Annotated in this window: 16 protein-coding genes, 1 tRNA gene and 3 pseudogenes; 2 read left to right on the top strand and 18 right to left on the bottom strand. The window is 49.2% G+C overall.

The features are described 5' to 3' along the window. Positions 1-364 precede the first annotated feature (364 nt). The 18 genes and pseudogenes from ACJJIJ_RS17285 to ACJJIJ_RS17205 form a co-directional block, all read right to left on the bottom strand. Entirely contained in the window at positions 365-934 is a 570-nt protein-coding gene (locus ACJJIJ_RS17285) for a DUF1963 domain-containing protein (protein WP_476169783.1), read from the bottom strand. A gap of 17 nt (positions 935-951) precedes the next feature. Beyond that, a pseudogene (locus ACJJIJ_RS21090) lies at positions 952-1,047 on the bottom strand (DUF1963 domain-containing protein); the annotation flags it as partial. 332 nt (positions 1,048-1,379) lie between these two features. Beyond that, positions 1,380-1,805: an acyl-CoA thioesterase gene (locus ACJJIJ_RS17280; RefSeq protein ID WP_444889085.1), complete on the bottom strand. Its 426-nt coding sequence runs from the start codon at positions 1,803-1,805 to the stop codon at positions 1,380-1,382. 966 nt (positions 1,806-2,771) lie between these two features. After that, the gene (locus ACJJIJ_RS17275; protein ID WP_444937998.1) at positions 2,772-2,966 is read right to left on the bottom strand and encodes a hypothetical protein; all 195 of its coding nucleotides are present in this window, start codon (positions 2,964-2,966) and stop codon (positions 2,772-2,774) included. A gap of 452 nt (positions 2,967-3,418) precedes the next feature. Further along, positions 3,419-3,733: pseudogene (locus ACJJIJ_RS17270) on the bottom strand (transposase); the annotation flags it as partial. Continuing rightward, positions 3,643-4,110 (bottom strand): transposase, encoded by a 468-nt coding sequence (locus ACJJIJ_RS17265; protein WP_353505433.1) that lies wholly within the window; start codon positions 4,108-4,110, stop codon positions 3,643-3,645. The pseudogene ACJJIJ_RS17270 and the gene ACJJIJ_RS17265, both read right to left, overlap by 91 nt. A gap of 234 nt (positions 4,111-4,344) precedes the next feature. Next, positions 4,345-4,773, bottom strand: a pseudogene (locus ACJJIJ_RS17260) (IS5 family transposase); the annotation flags it as partial. Beyond that, positions 4,674-5,123 carry a transposase gene (locus ACJJIJ_RS17255; RefSeq protein ID WP_353505425.1) on the bottom strand — a complete coding sequence of 150 codons (450 nt, stop codon included), beginning with the start codon at positions 5,121-5,123 and terminating at the stop codon, positions 4,674-4,676. The gene ACJJIJ_RS17255 and the pseudogene ACJJIJ_RS17260, both read right to left, overlap by 100 nt. Before the next feature lie 666 nt (positions 5,124-5,789). Further along, positions 5,790-6,440, bottom strand: a complete 651-nt coding sequence (locus ACJJIJ_RS17250; RefSeq protein WP_444937997.1) for a hypothetical protein — start codon at positions 6,438-6,440, stop codon at positions 5,790-5,792. Further along, positions 6,415-7,401, bottom strand: a complete 987-nt coding sequence (locus tag ACJJIJ_RS17245) for a histone deacetylase family protein (RefSeq protein WP_444937996.1) — start codon at positions 7,399-7,401, stop codon at positions 6,415-6,417. Before ACJJIJ_RS17245 ends, ACJJIJ_RS17250 begins: the two co-directional genes overlap by 26 nt. Continuing rightward, entirely contained in the window at positions 7,398-7,868 is a 471-nt protein-coding gene (locus tag ACJJIJ_RS17240) for a hypothetical protein (protein ID WP_444937995.1), read from the bottom strand. The genes ACJJIJ_RS17245 and ACJJIJ_RS17240 overlap by 4 nt, the downstream gene beginning before the upstream one ends. Positions 7,869-8,429: 561 nt before the next feature. Beyond that, positions 8,430-8,505 (bottom strand) — tRNA-Phe (locus ACJJIJ_RS17235). Between the two features lie 125 nt (positions 8,506-8,630). Next, positions 8,631-8,906: an oxidative damage protection protein gene (locus ACJJIJ_RS17230; RefSeq protein WP_444887522.1), complete on the bottom strand. Its 276-nt coding sequence runs from the start codon at positions 8,904-8,906 to the stop codon at positions 8,631-8,633. Between the two features lie 15 nt (positions 8,907-8,921). Further along, positions 8,922-10,007: an A/G-specific adenine glycosylase gene (gene mutY / locus ACJJIJ_RS17225; RefSeq protein ID WP_444937994.1), complete on the bottom strand. Its 1,086-nt coding sequence runs from the start codon at positions 10,005-10,007 to the stop codon at positions 8,922-8,924. Positions 10,008-10,570: 563 nt separating this feature from the next. Then, a complete protein-coding gene (locus ACJJIJ_RS17220; protein ID WP_252083777.1) occupies positions 10,571-11,098 on the bottom strand; it encodes a hypothetical protein in 528 nt (175 codons plus the stop codon). A gap of 360 nt (positions 11,099-11,458) precedes the next feature. Continuing rightward, positions 11,459-13,627 carry an AsmA family protein gene (locus tag ACJJIJ_RS17215; protein WP_444937993.1) on the bottom strand — a complete coding sequence of 723 codons (2,169 nt, stop codon included), beginning with the start codon at positions 13,625-13,627 and terminating at the stop codon, positions 11,459-11,461. A 176-nt stretch (positions 13,628-13,803) separates the two neighbouring features. Then, positions 13,804-15,939, bottom strand: coding sequence for a TonB-dependent receptor (locus tag ACJJIJ_RS17210; RefSeq protein WP_444937992.1), 2,136 nt, complete (start codon positions 15,937-15,939; stop codon positions 13,804-13,806). A gap of 89 nt (positions 15,940-16,028) precedes the next feature. After that, the gene (locus ACJJIJ_RS17205; protein ID WP_252083774.1) at positions 16,029-16,328 is read right to left on the bottom strand and encodes a hypothetical protein; all 300 of its coding nucleotides are present in this window, start codon (positions 16,326-16,328) and stop codon (positions 16,029-16,031) included. 116 nt (positions 16,329-16,444) lie between these two features. Between ACJJIJ_RS17205 and hisB the strand changes: the two genes are divergently transcribed. After that, positions 16,445-17,032, top strand: coding sequence for an imidazoleglycerol-phosphate dehydratase HisB (gene hisB / locus ACJJIJ_RS17200; protein ID WP_444889094.1), 588 nt, complete (start codon positions 16,445-16,447; stop codon positions 17,030-17,032). Next, entirely contained in the window at positions 17,032-17,682 is a 651-nt protein-coding gene (gene hisH, locus ACJJIJ_RS17195) for an imidazole glycerol phosphate synthase subunit HisH (protein ID WP_444937991.1), read from the top strand. Before hisB ends, hisH begins: the two co-directional genes overlap by 1 nt. Positions 17,683-17,697: the final 15 nt, after the last annotated feature.

Below are 17,697 nucleotides of genomic sequence, written 5' to 3'. Positions count from 1 at the left end.
ATAATTGAAGACCTTTTTGAAGAATAGACTCTTTTAACCGGAGTGGGTTTTGTGGTGAGTGAGTAGTTTGAGTTGTGAATATTTATATATGATTTATCTATCAGAGAATAGGTGAGTCTATTGTTGCAAGAGATTTGGTTGATCAGTCTCTATGGCTCTCCTATACCCCTATGGCATTTAAATATTTAATTAAAATTATGTCTTGCTCTATATTGAGGTAAACAAAATCAATAGATAGTTTTATGTCTGTATTCTCGTGAGATTGCATTTATTGAGTGTGCTACGGTTTTTATATACGTCTATAAGTTAGCTTTAGTGTGATTCTTGAAGAGTTATTTGTTCTAGTATTTTTATGATATTTAATTTAGCTGCACTGCATAATCATCCACGAGTTATTAAACTTACATTGCTTTGCGTCACTTTCCTTAACCCAGATATAGAGCCTGCCACAATCTCCCCACATAACCTTAACATCATCGTCGGAATCAAACTGTAGAAGTAATTTCCAGTCATTTAGCTGGTCCCTTAGTTGTTTTGCTTTTTCTGAGGTAAAGCTTTCAGGTTCACGGCAATAGACGCCACCGCTAACCAGCGGATATTCCTCCTCCATTAAGTCATTCTGCACGGGCTTTGGGTAACCTCCCACTTGATGGTAAGGATCATCCCCATAATTATTCGCGATAAAGTCATAATAATCGCAGTGATCTTCATCCGATAGTTCTGTGTAAGAAATATCTAGACGATCTAAGTCGGGGTAGCTGGTGAACGGAGAAGGCCTTAAATATTTGATTTCTGAAGCAACAGATTCGGGATCTATATTGAGAGGTAACGGTTGTTCAAAGGGTTCATCGCTACCATTTTCATAGATAACGACCCATCCGTCCTTATCTTTTGGGTCAAAGCCCCAAGGACACTCTTCAAGGTCATAAAAAATAATAGTCGCCCCTGTTTAGGTAGCCAGTCAATACACTGGTCGGCATTAATTTCAGATAAATCCAGCTGGGCGATAAAGCTTAAAGGTTGATCATTATTTCCTGGCCACTTAATTTACTGACAAACAATGGGAAATCCGCCTAAAAAGCTGTTTGTCTCAGTGGGGGAGCCAAATAAGCGTAAGCATTCATGCCAAAGGCTTTTTCACATCTTCAATCATTACAACATCCCTTTAATTTTGTGACAGAGAGGTAAACTATGTACTTACAATCAGTGTTCTTATTTACTATTAATTAACACTTGTGTATTGAAAGGAAAGAACATACTGATTCGAGATGCGTTGTGATTAGATCTCTGCAAGTTTGAACTCGGCATCCGCGCCTGATTTTTCCCGAGAGCAGCCTATTCTTTCCTTCTGCCTTCTTAGTCTTATGACGAAATCCAATTTAAGCGGTGGGCAATAAGGCCCGTATATCATCAGGTACTGGCATGGATTTTCCAGCCTGCTGGTCTACCCAAACAATCTTAGCTTCACCGGTGGTGTAGAGTTTATCGGTGTTATCCGCATCTCTGATCTCGTAATAGCTATTAAAGCTACTACGCCCTGGATTACCGCCATACATACTAATCGTAATGTTGGCTGGAAATACCAACGGTAAATGAAAATTGGCTGAAGCATTGAGTAATACAGGACCATCCCCTTGATTACTGCTAAGAGCACCCGAGCTATATATCGAGGCTAGCCAGCTACAGCGGCACTGCTCAAAGTAGGTGAAATAGGTAGCGTTGTTAATATGGCCAAAGGCATCCATATCACCCCAGCGTACAGCTAAGGTTTCCTGATGTAGAAGGTTGCGGGGGGCTTCATTCATTGTCATTACACTTAAATCAAAACAGTAAAGCGGTTAATTGTAATGGGCCGTCGAGGCTGTGAGTAGGTTTATATTTTATATTCTTAAGTGAATGCAAGAAAACATCAATATTACTTTTGTCTTTCCTTCTTACTCCTACGTTGCGGCGGTTGACTAGTAGTAAGTGCCAGCAAAAAATAGTTGACATCAAATAGTTACTTGCCGGGCCGCTTCCACAAACTGGAGCCGGGAAACCCATGGGAATGTTCGCAAGAAATCACTGCTCCGTATTATTGAGGCAGCCGAAATACAGTCTCTCTGTGACAACGAATACGCCAAGCTCGTTAGTATACCATGGAATATCCAGGAGATAATGTGAAGTCAAAGAAAGTGACTTCTTTTTCGCAGGCGTTTAATGGTCGTGTGGTAAATTATAAATGGCTCTTGTATGTAGTGGACATGTAATCTTTATAGTTTTGTATCTTTGTTATAGGGCTGAAAGGTTTTTTAATTTCATATTTAAAATTTATGGCTGCTTTGAAAGTGGTAGCCATTGAGGCTGGTGATAGTTTTAAAATATTATTTTAGTGGGAGGCCTCACTTACATGATGCACAGGAGTTAATATCCCGCGCATCATGATTGATTTTCTAAATTATTTTTGCTGGTTTATTCGGCTTCAACGGTAATTCGTAGTGTTCCAGAAAAGGGAGCCGATGCTTGATTGGGCTCCCACTGATTTTCGGGGATAATAATAACAAAAGTGGCGTTATCATCCGCGCAGTTGGACGCTTGAAGGACATTGTTGGTGATGGCTTGTCCGGCTGGAGCCGGTTCAGGAAGTGCACCATCATTCTGGTAGACCACATCGTAACTAATTGAAGTCCCGTCAGATCCAATTAAACTATATGTAGGGTCAGCACCATCATTTTGAAAGGTTATGCCATAAAGTGAAAACCCATTTCCGGCAACACAAAACCTGTCGTCGGCTATTGCGTCATTTCCCGTGTGGGGTTTGAAATAGTGATTGGATCAACATTATCTATTGTGATAGTTGTATCAAATTGAAGGGTTATCAAACTGGTTGCACTATCTGTGGCTTGGGATAGCGCGGATGGAGTAAAGCCAATGGCTAATCCGGTAACTACTATGGGTGCCAGAAAATTTGCTGTAACAATTCTCATTGTGAACTCCCTTTCATATTAGATCACACAATATCTGTAAATCAATAACGACAAAACCAAATGAGAATGAGTGGTTTCTGTATTGAAATGTTAGTCGTGAATTTTCTGTGGAATCTTGCTGGGCGGTTATCTAATTATTTTAGAGAGATAACTACTAGTTATAGAGAGAGGTTTCTTATTTTTAGGTTGGGGCTTTGGCGGTTAAGTTGCTTTTATAAATATTCTAGTGAAGGTTGTTTTGAGGTTTCTGGATCTTTACACCTGTTGTTAGGCGGCGGTTTCAATTTTTCGGCGCCGGAAAATTTAAATCTGATAGGCTCAAGTGACCCCAATCACTAGAAGCTGTTTCATAACTTCTTTAGCGTAATTAACATGCAGGCAATATAGAAAAAAGCTCTGTATGAAGATAAGTAGCGATCCCACCTGACAACTAAACGACGGTAGTTCCCTAGCTATGCAAAAGTTCGCTCAACTTTCCAACGTCGCATATATCTCCTAAGCTTTCTGCCATCTTGTTTCGAAGGTTTTCTTCTATTCCTACGGTGAGGGCAAATCAGGTCAATTTCACGGCGGGCCAAACTATGGCGTAGTGGATCAGAATCTGCAGCCTTGTCGTACACTAGTCGTCGAATTTTTGTATTTTCATAGGTAACATCGAGTAGTGGGTGTAATAAATTTACTTCTGCTGGTGAGGCCGAAGTAACGGTGCCTCCCAATGGAATACCTTCGCCATCGACCACCACCATCCACTTTGTACCCTTGCCTCGCTTAGTTTTTCCGACTTCTGCTCCCCTTTTTTTGCTGAAGCAAAGCTACCATCCGAAAAGACTTCTTTCCAATTAAGCAGGGATCTTTGATCGAGCTGTCCGAAAAATTTTCTCCAAGCCTCCAACCAAGCGCCTTGCTCTTCCCAAAACTGGAGCCTTCTCCAGCAAGTACTCGGCGAAGGGTAAGATGGGGGGAGATCCTTCCATCGTGCTCCTGAGCGCAAAATCCACAAGATACCTTCAAAACATGCACGGTTATCAATGGGTTTGGGACCTCCTTTTCCACGTTTTAGCTGGGGAAGGCAAGGCTCAATCAATTTCCACTGAGCGTCGGTTAATTCTGACTTAAATCTACTCACACTTACTGGTCTTATCATTCCATGAGGTCGCAAGAATAACTGATTTCAAGTTATGAAACAGCTTCTAACCATTACCTTAATAGTAATATCTTACGCTTGTTTGAATGCTCGTGGTAGGGACTAATTGTGCAAACCTCCTGAATTAGATACTGTGCATATGGGGCTGGCTGGAGAAAATAAAGAGTGGTGGTTCTTGTGTGCTAACTGGATAAAAATTTATGAATTTATTTTTTACTTTGCCTAGAAGCTGTTTCATAACTTATTTAACGTAATTAACATGCATGCAATATAGAAAAAAGCACGATAAGTGGACAAATATCGCTCCCATCTAACAACCAAACGGCGGTAATTTCCCAACCACGCAAAAGTCCGCTCAACTTTCCAACGGCGAGTATACCTTCTGAGCTTTCTACCATCCTGCCTTGAGGCTTTTTTCCTATTTATCCTGTGTGGACAGATAAGGTCGATTCCACGACTCAACAGACTATCTCTAAGAGGATCAGAGTCCGCCGCTTTATCATAAACTAAGCGATGAATCTTTGTATTTTTATACGTAACATCAAGCAATGGATGTAATAACTTTACTTCTGCTGGTGAGGCCGAAGTAATGGTGCCTCCCAGTGGAATACCTTCGCCATCGACCACCACCATCCACTTTGAACCCTTGCCCCGCTTGGTTTTCCCGACTTCGAAGCCCCCTTTTTTGCTGGTGCAAAGCTACCATCAGAAAAGACTTCCTCCCAGTTAAGCAAAGACTGTTGATCCAATAGCTCCAGGAATCTTCTCCATGCATGTAGCCAAGCTCCTTGCTCTTCCCAAAACTGAAGCCTTCTCCAACATGTACTCGGTGATGGATAGTGTGAAGGAAGATCTTTCCATCGCGCTCCAGAACGCAAAACCCACAGGATGCCTTCAAAACAAGCCCGATTATCAATGGGTTTTGGGCCTCCCTTTCCTCGTTTTAATTCAGGAAGACATGGTTCGATCAATTTCCATTGATCATTGGTTAACTCTGACTTGAATCGGCTCACTATTGCTGAACTTTTTTTCTATGTAATTGCGTGAGAATAACCGATTTCAAGTTATGAAACAGCCTCTAAGCAGACCGTTACCTAAAAGGTCAAATAGGGAATATTCACGAATCATTGGCCAAGGTCCGCCAAGCTATCAAAGTCAAAGACGGCGGCAAAATTTGGTTAGGCAGTGACTCTTTAAATGTGCTGAAGTTGTTAGAAGATTTAATCGGTATAGTGGCGTCCCTCTCCGGTGCGCTTGCTACACACATGCATCCCAGTAATGGCAAAAAACCAGCCGCGGGATGCGGGAATCATTTGCCATAAAAGCAGTGAGGATAGCTTGGAGTTTCAACTTAAGCCAATAAGGGCCTAAGTTATTTATTGTGTTAAAGGATGTTGTTTATGGAAAAGAATATAAACAGATACGCAATTTTTTCTGAAAGAATCCATCTTATGAATGGCGGACTAAAGAAATTCAGAGGTTCCGCACCTGCAGAAGAGGCGGTAATGTAGTTGGCAGAAGAAATTTCGAAATCTAAGAAAACCGAGTTTTATTCTTGATTGAGAGGGGCGGAGAGCTGGCAGAGAGAAAGTGCCTATCTTAACCAGTAAAGTGCCTGTCTTGGCGGGCACTTTGCTACAAACTTTATTCTTTTTGAGTATGAGGAATATAATTAGTTTTTAACCTCTTGATTTTAATATCTCATAGAGAGCCGTTATTTGTTCCTGCATCATGTGTATCCTACTTTTGAGTCCGGCCTCTTCTCTTTTTCCTCTGATGCTTAACTCCTTATCACGGTAGGACGATTTTACTAAATCCCTAAGCTCTATTTCAGCTTCTTCTTGTTTCTTTTGTAAGGCTGATATCTCTGCTAGGATATCAGCATCTTTAGACAGCCTATCAATAGTTTTGTCTTTATTTAGGATGGTTGCTCTTTTAGAAGTTTTACAAGATTCTAGCTCGTTTTCTATAGATTTTATTTTGTAGCTTATCCCATCCATCTTTCTTTTTTCAGTAAGGCATATATTGAGCTGGCCTCCAAAAATCTCAACTTTCCCATTGCTAATTGCTAGTTCACCTTTTAGGTTCATATATGTATCTGAAAGTTTTATGTCTTTTTCTATTGTTTCAATTTTTGTTTTTAGTCTGTTATTTTCTGTTCTTATTTTATCTACTACAAATCTATCATATACAGTCAATATTCCTATTATGGCTGTTGTTGAGCAAACTATAAACGCAAAAAAATTTCTTGTGGCTTTGACCAGGTTCCAATTTTCTTTTTTGTCTCTTGCTTGGTTATTTCGTTCAGGATCCAAGTTTTCTGTGCTCATGATTTAGATTGCTTGTCGTTCTTTCTGTAGAGATTTTATGTTTTAAATATGTGCAGCTCTTAATCGCTTCAGCAGTAGCTTTGGAGCTGGCTTTTGAGTATCCGCCCCCTCCAAGTATGACGGCGGGTATAGAGCGTTTATTAAGATTTTTTAATGTTAATCTTTCTCTCTCCGCTATATCTTCGATAGTTAGACAAAGTCCTCCCAGCTTATCATTGGCTAAGGTATCCGTGCCTGCAACTACAAAAGCTATCCGGAATTCATCGTCTAATTTCTCCAGTGCTTCTCTATATCGTCTCAAATACTCAAGACCTTCTGTGCCTGGCATCAGAGGAACTGAAATATTTACACGATCACGCGTATAACCCGATGTAGGATAAATACCGGAATTGTAGATATCTAAAATTGTTACGTTTTTATTCTCCATGAATGTGTAAGCGTTCCCATTACCGTGGTGGGCATCCGTATCGATTATCAATATTTTATCTTCTGGCCTTAGTGTTCCATCTTTTATCATTTGCTGATAGCAAATACCAATATCGTTGTAGATGCAAAATCCTTCCATATTTTGTTGCATGGCATGATGATATCCTCCGGATAGATTCCAGTAGAAGCCACCGTTACAGATTGCATTTTTTGCACCTAGCATGGTTCCAGCTACACCCCAGCGCATAGGAGAAAGTACCCTCTTATTCAGCAGGGAAAAGCTAATGAAGGGAATCTTGGGAACTTCTAGTGCCCTAAAAATAAATACGGGATCCCTCACTTTCTTTCGCATCATACTGGAAAGAAAAGAGTCTACTAAATCCATACTGATTGGTCTTGCAGGTTCAATGAAATTTATTTCAGGATTGCTTTTTAAAGCATTAAATATCTTTTTAAACTTCATTCCATCGAACGGATGCAGGTAGCTTGCTAGCCCTAGTCGTATATTAAAGTTATGGCTATAAATCACATTCATACTGTTGAAGCCCTTTCTGATGCTAATTCTCGGGCAAATTGCAAAATTTGATTTGGAGTCCAAATACCTCGTCCTATAAACCTTCCAAGCCTACTATACTCTTGAGCAGATGGATAAAAACTAGGCTCCTTTCCGCACGCAACCTTTAGACACTCAGCGACAACGCTAGAACAGTTGTATCGCGCTAATTGATATCTTGGAATATTTCTTTGAAGATCTAAAATGAAATCTTCCAGCGCTTTCGTATTGGCATTTGGAATTGTCACTGTTATTGGTTGGCGATTTCCTTCCTCTCGAATATCTTCATTAAGTGCGCTTATGAATTGCCCAGGCTGGCTGGTTTTGATTTTTAAATCCTTTTTATTTGCTCCTTCTTCTGGCCAGAAGCTGACATAGTTTCCTTCAAAGGATAATGAGGCGTGCCCAACCATATTGCCATGGGGTGGCCAAACGTGAACTTTTAACAAAACGGTCTCCTTTATACCAAGTAAAAATTTATTCTTGCCCTGTCCTTCATGGGCATCTTTATCGATAGTTTTCTAATAAAAGGGGAGGGTTAGCTCTAGGCACATAATTGATCCCATATTTATGATTTCAATCGTGTTCACAACCTTTGCGGCAGATGCTTAAACCTATCATGAAGGGGTCTGAGAGAAAAACACCTTTAAAAAAGCGTAATTCTCAGTATTAGAAATTTGTCAGATTATATTTCGAACAGTGAAAGTGGTTGGCGGTCACTCCTCCCCAAGCCTGCCGATTTTTGGCGTTCTTTTAGTTGATGAAATGAGATTGGGCCGTGAGGGCCTGAGCTGGTGCGGGGTTTGGTTAAGAGTTGGATTTCACACTTTGAAGAGTTGCGAAGAGAAGTGAAAGGATATTGCACAGCCGGAAGGCTTGCGGAGTAGCAAAGAGTCAACGTGATTTTGCGTTGATACCATGTTGACACTTTGGGGGAATTTACCGCCAAAACTTTAAGGGCGGTAGAATTAAAAAACCCGCGAAAGCGAGTGCTTGCGCGGGTTTAAAAATGGTGCCCGGAGGCGGAATCGAACCACCGACACGGGGATTTTCAATCCCCTGCTCTACCGACTGAGCTATCCGGGCTTTGCGATTTTGCTGGGCTTCCCCTGCGTCGCGAGGCGCGTATTAAAGCCTTATCGCGGGCCTGAGTCAACCCCTTGATTGTAAAAAGTTTTTTTTCTTTTGGGGGGAGGCTTTGCGGGGCCCGTTTACTGCTGTTCCGGGGGCACGTAGCCGTCGGCTGCGTCGTACTCTTCACCACTCAGGAACTTCATCATCTGCTCGCTCAGGTAGGCGCGGCTGGAGGGTTCCATCATGTTGAGGTGCTTTTCATTGATCAGCATGGTCTGGTGTGACATCCACTCCTGCCAGGCTTTTTTGGAAACGTGCTCGAAGATATCGATGCCTTTGGGGCCGGGGAAGGGCGGTGCGTCCAGGCCTTCCAATTCCTCTTGGTACTTGCGGCAGAATACGGTTCTGGACATGGACTCCTCCTGGTTCTAGTCGGCCGTAGTTGGGGCGAGCAGGGGTGCCTGCAGCGCCAATAGTTGTTTTGCCAGCTTTACGATCGGGGCGGGTAGCCCCAGTTCCTGGGCCGCGCGGGCGCGGTTTAGTTGCCGCAGTTTATACCAGCCGGCGCCGCTCTCCGCCACCTGGGTGGAGACTTTGTCGAGCTGTACCCACAGCGGGGTAATATCCAGGTGGAAGTGAGTAAAGGTGTGGCGCAGCAGCGGCAGCGTTTGTATTTCACTGGCGCGCCAACGCTGTTGTTTGAGCCAAGCCTTGGCATCTTCTGCTTGGGGAGGGCACCAGAGGCCGCCCCAGATGCCGCTGGCGGGGCGCTGCTCTAGATAAATTTCGCCCTGGTATTCCAGCAGTAACAGGGTGGCGCTGCGCACCGGTTTTTCCTTGCGCGGTTTTTTGCCGGGGTAATCCTGCGGATTGCCTTGGGCGTGGGCCACACAGGATTTCTTTAACGGGCACTCTTCACAGCGGGGTTTGCTGCGGGTGCACAGGGTGGCACCCAGATCCATCATCACCTGGGTGTAATCGTTAGCGCGTTTGTCCGGGGTGTAGGTCTCGGCCAGCTCCCACAATTGATTGGCCACGGCACTCTGTCCCGGCCAGCCTTCCACAACGTGGAAGCGCGCCAGTACCCGTTTTACATTGCCATCCAGAATCGGCGCTCTGAGTCCCATGCTGATACTGGCGATAGCGCCTGCGGTGGAGCGGCCAATGCCGCTCAGTTCGGTGAGCGCTTCTACATCCTGTGGAAATTCCCCACCGTGTTCCTGCAACACCGTCTGTGCACATTTATGTAAATTGCGCGCGCGGGCGTAATAACCGAGGCCGCTCCAGTGGGCCAGTACCTTATCCAGCGGCGCGGTGGCGAGGCTCTCCAGGGTGGGAAAGCTCTTCATAAAGCGCTCGAAGTAGGGGATCACCGCGCTGACCTGGGTCTGCTGCAGCATGATCTCGGAAACCCACACGCGATAGGGATTGATACTCTGCTGCCAGGGCAGGTCCTTGCGCCCGTGTTTGTCGAACCATTTGAGAACGGCGTTTTGGAACTGCTTTGGGGTCATGGAGATACTGCGGGCTGATGTTTGTGATGGAAACCTTGGGCTGTGCGCGGGGTAACCTTGGTGCACTTTGCTTTGAGCCTTAGCGGCTGAAGAGATTTTTCATGGTTTCTTTCCATTCGTCGACCTTTTCTTCTACCCAATCGCCATATTTTTTCTTGGTGTTGTATTGAAGCTCTTTTGTGCTCAGGATCTTCAAAGCGACTTATGTCGGGTGTTGCCGTATCTACATCTTCAAAGTCAGCCTTGCGGCGCCGTGGCAACGGGTCGATGTGCCAGCGGGTTACAAAGAGAGGGGTACTGGCCTGTGCGGCCAATGGAGGGGTAATCGCGCTATCAGATCAGCATTGATCAGTTGGAATTTGCGCAGGGGAGATCACTATCTGCCCGAAGCGGAAATTGTCTCTGCTAGAAGCACCCCCGCCGGCTGTTAATAGCCTGGGGGAGCTTCCACTAGCGTGGGGATAGTGCTGGACCGCCCTGGTGTAAATTCGGTGAGGGCAGGCCTTGCTGCCCATCTTATCTAGCTCAGGCTGAGTAACACCGTGACGACCTGCGCTTAGCCTTCAGACCTGAATACCCTCTTCCGGCACATAGAAATAGCCGACAAAGTGATAATTTGTGGCAGCCATTCCATAGTTATGGTTTGCCGTCTCCAGCTGCTTGGGCAGAATCACAAAACCGGGCCCGTAGTTTTTCACTCCGTGAGCGCCTGGTTTGTGCGTCCAGTAGCCGGTTTCCGGGTCCCGCCGGTACCAGTGGTGATCGGTTGTGGACTTATACAGGGCAACACAGTAATAACCTTTGGTGAAAGGCGGGGGGTTGTTTGCTGGGGCGTTGGCTACATAGGCCATCCCATCGCGTTTGGCGCCCTCAATCAGACGGTCATTATCCAAGCCCGCGACATAGCCGGAGTTGGAGCCAGGGTCTGGCTTGCCCTTGTGGGGCTTCTCGCAGTTTGCGGCCCAGGCATAGCAGTTCACGTGGTGGTTACCCCAGGCCTCCTCTGCAGGTGTGTTTTTCGCAGCGCTAGTAACCAGCTTGGTGATCACCTGTTTGGATTTATTGTCTTGCGCTCGTTGCATTAATGGCATTTGTTATTCCCTTTATATGGCCGATCAAGCTTGTACTGATCTTGGAAAAAGAAAGTGCAAGTAATAAGGAAATTGTCGCGCAATGGGAAAAAATATAAATAAAAGTAAAAGATGGCCGGGGTGATGTAGAAGCACCTGATGACAGCTCCCGGCACCGGCTAGGGGCCGCGTTACGTAAATCGCACTAACCCCGTTCTTTAACGGTTTATTCGCACTCTATGCGCTTCGCGGTCATTGGTTACTGCAATTTAGCGCGGTATTTTGTCGTGGCTTTGGCGCTATGGAGAGGATTCGGAGATGGAATAGCGTGCAATATTTGGGGCGGAGATGCGCACCGGGCGAAACCCGGTGCGGCTTACATTAACGGCCGAAAAGATTTTTTAGTTTTTCTTTTAGTTCGTCGACTTTTTCTTCCACCTTATCGCCATATTTTTTCTTGGCTTTGTATTTCAGCTCTTCGCGCACCAAGTCATCGAGGCGGCGGCTGTCGGGTTTACAGGTTGTTGGACCCACATCGTCGAAGTCGCCTTTGCAGCGCAGTGGCAGCGGGCGGTTGCGCCAGCGTTTGTTCTTTACGGTGCAGCCATCGGCGGAGGTGCTCTCACCCACTAGAGCGAGGCCGAGGGCGAAGTCGAAATCCTGTTTCTTCAGGTCCACCTCGCCATCGCCGGTCATGGCGATATTCTCGATGCCGGCGAGAATCTCGGTCACTTTTACTTCGTCCCCTTTCACCGCGATTGTGGCGCGCACATCCTGCAGGTCAGTTTGGGCGGGCCAGTTCTTCTCCGGCAGTGGAGTATTCTCGGCGTAGCTGAACAGCTGGCACATGCTCTTTTCCAGGTTGAACGGCGCTATGGACAGCTCTTTACTGGACACATTGACGGCGGCGCGCAGGTTCTGCTGCAGATCTGTGGAGGTCTTGCCCTTGGTCTGCCCGTCCCAGTTGACACTGGCTTCGCCGGCCACCTGCACTTTTTCATTGGGGAACAGTGCCTTTTGGACCTTACCGATATCCACACCGACAAGGCCGCCGCGCACCTGTCCCTCTGCCGTTTGGGCGCGGGCATTGAACTGGCCGTTGCTATTGAGCTGGCCGCCGTAGAGGTCGGCGCTGAGTTTTTGCAGCTGGTAGAGACCGTTATCCACGGTGAGCAGAATTTCGGGGCTGTCCAGCTGTAGGCCGGCGGCCTGTAATTGGTCCAGGGCCAGGTTGATATTGGCGTTAAAGCCGCGCAGATCACTCAGAGGTAGGGGCTCGGCGGATACCTGCTGGGTACCGGCTTTGGTGGTGGCTTTCTTTTCCGTCTGTTGGGCACTCAGGGTCTCCGCGGAAGTTGGGGTCTGGGTAGACTCCACACTCTGTGCGGTGGCTTCAGTAGAGGGCGCCTTGGTTGTTGACGCTCCACTGGTTTTTTCGTCCGGCTTAGCGTTTGTTTCATCGGCGGGTGGCAAGTAGTTGTCCAGATTGAAAGCGCCGCCGCGCAGACTCAGATCTAACCCCGGCATCTCCGCATTGCGCAGCTGGGCGTTGCCGTTAAAGGTGGTGCCGTCGAGTTGCAGTTGCAGAGGGGTCAGGTTGATCTTTTGTTCGGTGCCTTCGATGCTGGCTTCGATACTCAGCTTTTGCAGTGCGGCGCTATCGCGAGTCACGACTTGACTGCCGGTCAGCTCCAGCCAGGGGCGCAGGGGATCGGCGCTGGCGTTTAGATTCATCTGCACGCGCCAGGGCTGGTTGCCGTTGTCGCGGCGCACATAGCCGCGCAGGTGCATCGTGGCTTTGGCGTTGTTGTCGGAGGTGAGCACCAGCTGCAGAGGTTGCAGGCGCAGGCCGTTGAGGCCTTCATCCAGGGCCAGGGTGCTATCCATTTTGAGTTTGAGCGGATAACGTAAGTCGCTGCCTGTCACGCTGGCATCGGCGTTGAGTCGCCCAGGCTCGCCGCCGGGCACCAAGTTGTCGGCGGTTATGCTCAAGTTTTCAACCTTGTAGGCCTTGCCGCTGCGGGCGTCACTGTAAGAGAGCAGGCCTTTTTCAATACGCAGTTTATCCAGGCTGAGCTCAACCTGTTGCGCGGCGGGCTCTTGCGTTTCCTTGGGAATCTCCAGCTTGGGTGGCTGTTTTTTCTTTGCCTCCAGAGCCTCACTGATCAGCTCCCAATTACCGCGCCCCTCTTTGTCCACGGAGAGTTCGATCTGCGGTGCCACTAGCACGATTTCCTCGGCTTCCACGCGGCGCTGCAGCAGTGGCTTGAGGGCCACACCCACGGCGATTTTGTCGGCGCGCACCAGGGTCTCTTTCGGCAGCTGCAATGGCGCCATGGTGACATCATCTAATTGCAGCCCCAATTTGGGCCACAGCTGCCAACCGATATCGCCCTGGAGTTGCAGGGAAATGCCCTGTTTGGCGGCGAGTTTTTCTAGTTGCGGCTTGTATTGATTGATGTCGAGGCCGGCCAACAGCCAGGCGACAGCGCCGGCGAGTAGCAGGAAAACGACCAATAGAGCGATAAATGTGCGCTTGATCCAGGCCATGGAGTGGATTGTCCCTGTGTTTTTTTAGAAGGTACGTCGAGCGTGTAGTAATACTTCAGACGCCGCGGTGGGGGTTGATGTTCCCACAGGTGTTCACCGAGAGCCTATCCGGGAAGTGTAGGAGATGCAGCCCCGCGGAGCTGGGTGCGCCGCGGGGCCATTGAAGCAGTTGTGGCTTAGAAAATAAACCGCACGCCGGCTTCGATACTGCGGCCTGGTGCCGGGGCATAGTCGCGCAGCAGAGAGGTGGAATTGCGGATTTCTTCGTCGAGCAGGTTGCGGGCGCTGGCGAAGAGCACCGCGTCGCTGCCGCCGATATTGAGGTTGTACTCGGCGCTCAGATCCATGCGAGTGTAGCCATCGGTGGGCTCCTCATAGGCACCGGCGCGGTCCTGGTCCGCCGCCTGTACGGTGCGCCACTCCCAGCCCCACTGATCGTACTCGGCCCCCAGGGCCAGGCCCATACGCAGCGGCGGCATACGTGGTACATCGGAGCTTTCGCCGGCGATGGCATCATCGAAGCTGGCGCGCACCATATCGCCAAACAAGGTGACATAGTGGCCTCCCTGTAAGGGGAAGGTCACCGAGGCCTCGGCACCGTAGAAAGTTGCATCGCGGTTGGCATAGGCATAGACCGGTAATTCCTCTTCCTCACCGCCGGTGTTTTGCGCGTAGATATAGTCACCGATCTGGTTGTAGAACACACTGGCCTCAATACGCGCAGCGTGCCAGCCGTTGGCGGCTTCGTTGTGGTGGTGATAACCCAGTTCCAGGTTAACGCCGTTCTCTTTATCCAGCTGGTTGTTGCCCAAGAGGTAGCGGGATTCCGCCAGGTGCGCTCCGTCGGCAAACAGCTCCTCGGCCACGGGGGCGCGCTCGGAGTGGGTAGCGCCGAAGCTGATATGCTGGTGCTCGGCGAGGAAGTACTGCAGCGTCGCGCTGGCGCCGATCAGGTTGTAATCGCGGTCGCTGGCGGTTTCTGGATCTATATCCACTCGCTCCAGGCGGGCGCCCAGATCTAGGTGCCAGTTACCCCACTCGCGCTCTTTCATGGTGAAAAAGCCAGCGCTGCGGGTGCGTGAGGGCTGAATAAAGGCGTGGCCACCCACTGCGGCAAAGTCTTTGTCGGTCAATTGCAGGCCGTAGGCCCCGCGCCAGCCGTTGCCGGCATCGTGGGTTATTTCAACCCGGCTCTCCCAGGCCTCGTTGGTGAAGCGGGTGCCCGGATTGCCGGCATCCAGTTCCACATGCTCATAATCGTTGTAGCCGATGCGCAGGCTCAGTTTGTCCCAGTAATCGCCGTCGAAGCGGTGCTCACCTTTCAGGTCATAGCGGGTTTGCACCAGGTCGATACGTACCGCATCGATCTCACCGGCCTCGGCGTGCTCCTCGTGTTCATCATGGTCGTGATCATCGTGGTCTTCACCCGCATGGTCCTCATCGTCATGGTGATGCTCATGGGTGCCCAGGGGGATACCGTAATTGTTTTCCAGTCGGTTTACGGAGAAACCGATAAAGCCGCTGTCGGTGATCCAGGAAACGCCACCGCTATAGCTGTGGGCGCGGGCATTGGTGTTGCCCACGAAGCCATCGGTGTTGAAGGCCTCTTCGTGTTCGCCTTCTTCGCCAGCGTGCTCTTCATGATCATGGTGTTCTTCATGTTCATCGTGCTCAACGATCGCGAGACCTGGGATTTCGGTATTGTCATTTTCCCGGTAGACACCGTCCACATACCAAGCCAGCTGCCCGGCGCCACCGGTGAAGCGAAATACCGAGGCATCCTGATTGTCGGCGCTGTTGTGGCGCAGCTCTACCGCGCCTTCCACTTTCTCGGGCACGGCGGTGGGAATACGTCCGTCGGTAATATTCACCACACCGCCCACGGCGCCGCTGCCGTAACGCAGGGCGGCGGGGCCGCGCAGTATTTCAATGCGCTCGGCCAGTAGGGGTTCGATGCTGGCGGCATGATCGGCGCTGGTATTGGAGGCGTCAGACACATCCAGGTTGTCACTGAGTATTTTGACCCGGTTGGCGCTTTGGCCGCGGATAACCGGCAGGCCCACGCCGCTGCCGAAGGAGGCATTGGCGACGCCGGGCTGGTCTTGCAAAGTCTGGCCCAGGGTTGCGGCTGCTGATTTGCGCAGTGCGTCGCCGGAGAGAATAGAAACTGGTGCTGCCACAGCATCTGCGGGTTTATCCAGCGGCGATACGGTAACGTTGACCTCTTCCAAGGGCGAGTTGTATTCAGCGGCGTAAATAGTGGGCGCAGCCAGGCTGGCAATAGCCAGGGCCAGAGTATTGAACTTGATCATTTGTTTTTTTATGTCCTGTCACAGGCGGATGCTGCCGTACGCGCACAGGCGCGGGCATCCACAAAAATAAATTGTTGGTTTTTTTAGGGTTAGCTGAGAGACAGGGACAGGGGAGGGGCGCGTGCGCTCTGGCGCTCCGGCTGGCGATCGCGCGCTGCTAGCGCAGAGGGCCGGTTGCAGTGACTTTGGGGCTCAGCCTGAACGAGCAGTGGCTCGCTGCCGAGTGCTGCGGGTGAATGCATGCAGCACAGGTCACACAGTTCCACTTGGCTGTTACCAAGATGGAAGTGCTCCGCCCACAGCGGCTGAGCTGCTACTAATGCAAGTAGCAGGAACAGGCTGGCCCAGTAATGGGATTTTCGGCGCTTTAAGGTAACCATACCGCGCATGATAGGTACTTACGGTTACGAATCAAGTTTCATCTGACACTAGCGAACCACAGAGGGCATCATTCATCTTATAATCTGCGCCCTCTGTCTTATTGCTCATAAAAGGAACGCTTTCGATGCGCAAGGCTAGCGTCACCCGCGACACACTGGAAACCAAGATTCAAGTCAGCGTCAATCTGGACGGCCAGGGGCACGGCCAGTTTGCTACCGGCGTTCCTTTTCTCGAGCATATGCTCGATCAAATTGCCCGTCATGGCATGATCGACATGGATATTCATTGTGATGGGGATACCCATATCGACGACCACCATACGGTGGAAGATATCGGTATTACCCTCGGCAAGGCCATTACTCAGGCTCTGGGGGACAAGAAGGGGATGACCCGTTACGGCCACAGTTATGTCCCCCTGGATGAAGCTCTCTCCCGCGTGGTGATCGATTTTTCCGGCCGCCCCGGTCTGGTGATGGATGTGCCTTTTACCCAAAAGCGAATCGGTAATTTTGATACCGAGTTGTTCTATGAGTTCTTCCAGGGCTTCGTCAACCACGCATTGGTAACAGTACATATCGATTGCCTGCGCGGCCACAACGCCCACCATCAGGTAGAGACGGTATTCAAGGCCTTCGGCCGCGCCCTGCGCATGGCGCTCACCCTGGACCCGCGCATGGCTGGCACCATGCCCTCTACCAAGGGGGTGTTGTGATGGGCAAGATTGCGGTCCTCGATTACGGCATGGGCAACCTGCACTCGGTTGCCAGTGCTCTGAATAAGGTGGCGCCGGAAGCCGAAGTGGTACTGGCGCAAACCCCGCAGCAGGCCCAGGGGGCGGAGCGTTTGTTGGTACCGGGGGTGGGCGCCATTCGTGACTGTATGGCGGGATTTGTTGACGCGGGCTTTGCGCCGTTGCTCAAAGACGCTATCGCGGCGGGTACACCGGTATTGGGTATCTGCGTGGGTATGCAAATCATGATGCGCCACAGCGAGGAGAATAACGGTATCGATTGCCTGGATATCTTCCCGCAGCCGGTTAAATTTTTTGCCAGCGACCTTTTAACGGTGAAGGGTAGCGAACGATTGAAAGTACCGCATATGGGTTGGAATAAGGTGCAGCAAGTTCGCGAACACCCTCTTTGGGAAGGTATTGAAAATGGCAGCCGTTTTTATTTTGTACACAGCTATTATGTTCCGGCAACAAACAATGATGAGATAGCGGGTAAGACTCAATATGGCCTCCCATTAGCTGCCGCAATGGGTAGAGGAAATGTCTTTGTTACCCAGTTTCATCCGGAGAAGAGCGCGGATACTGGCTTGAGATTGTTGAAGAATTTTGTCAACTGGAATGGCCGGGCCTGAGTTGCCACTATCTAT

This window comes from Microbulbifer mixtoriginis (SeqCode) (assembly GCF_052467945.1).
The sequence above is the reverse complement of the archived record's forward strand: the minus strand, read 5'-3'. Positions and strand labels throughout refer to the sequence as shown.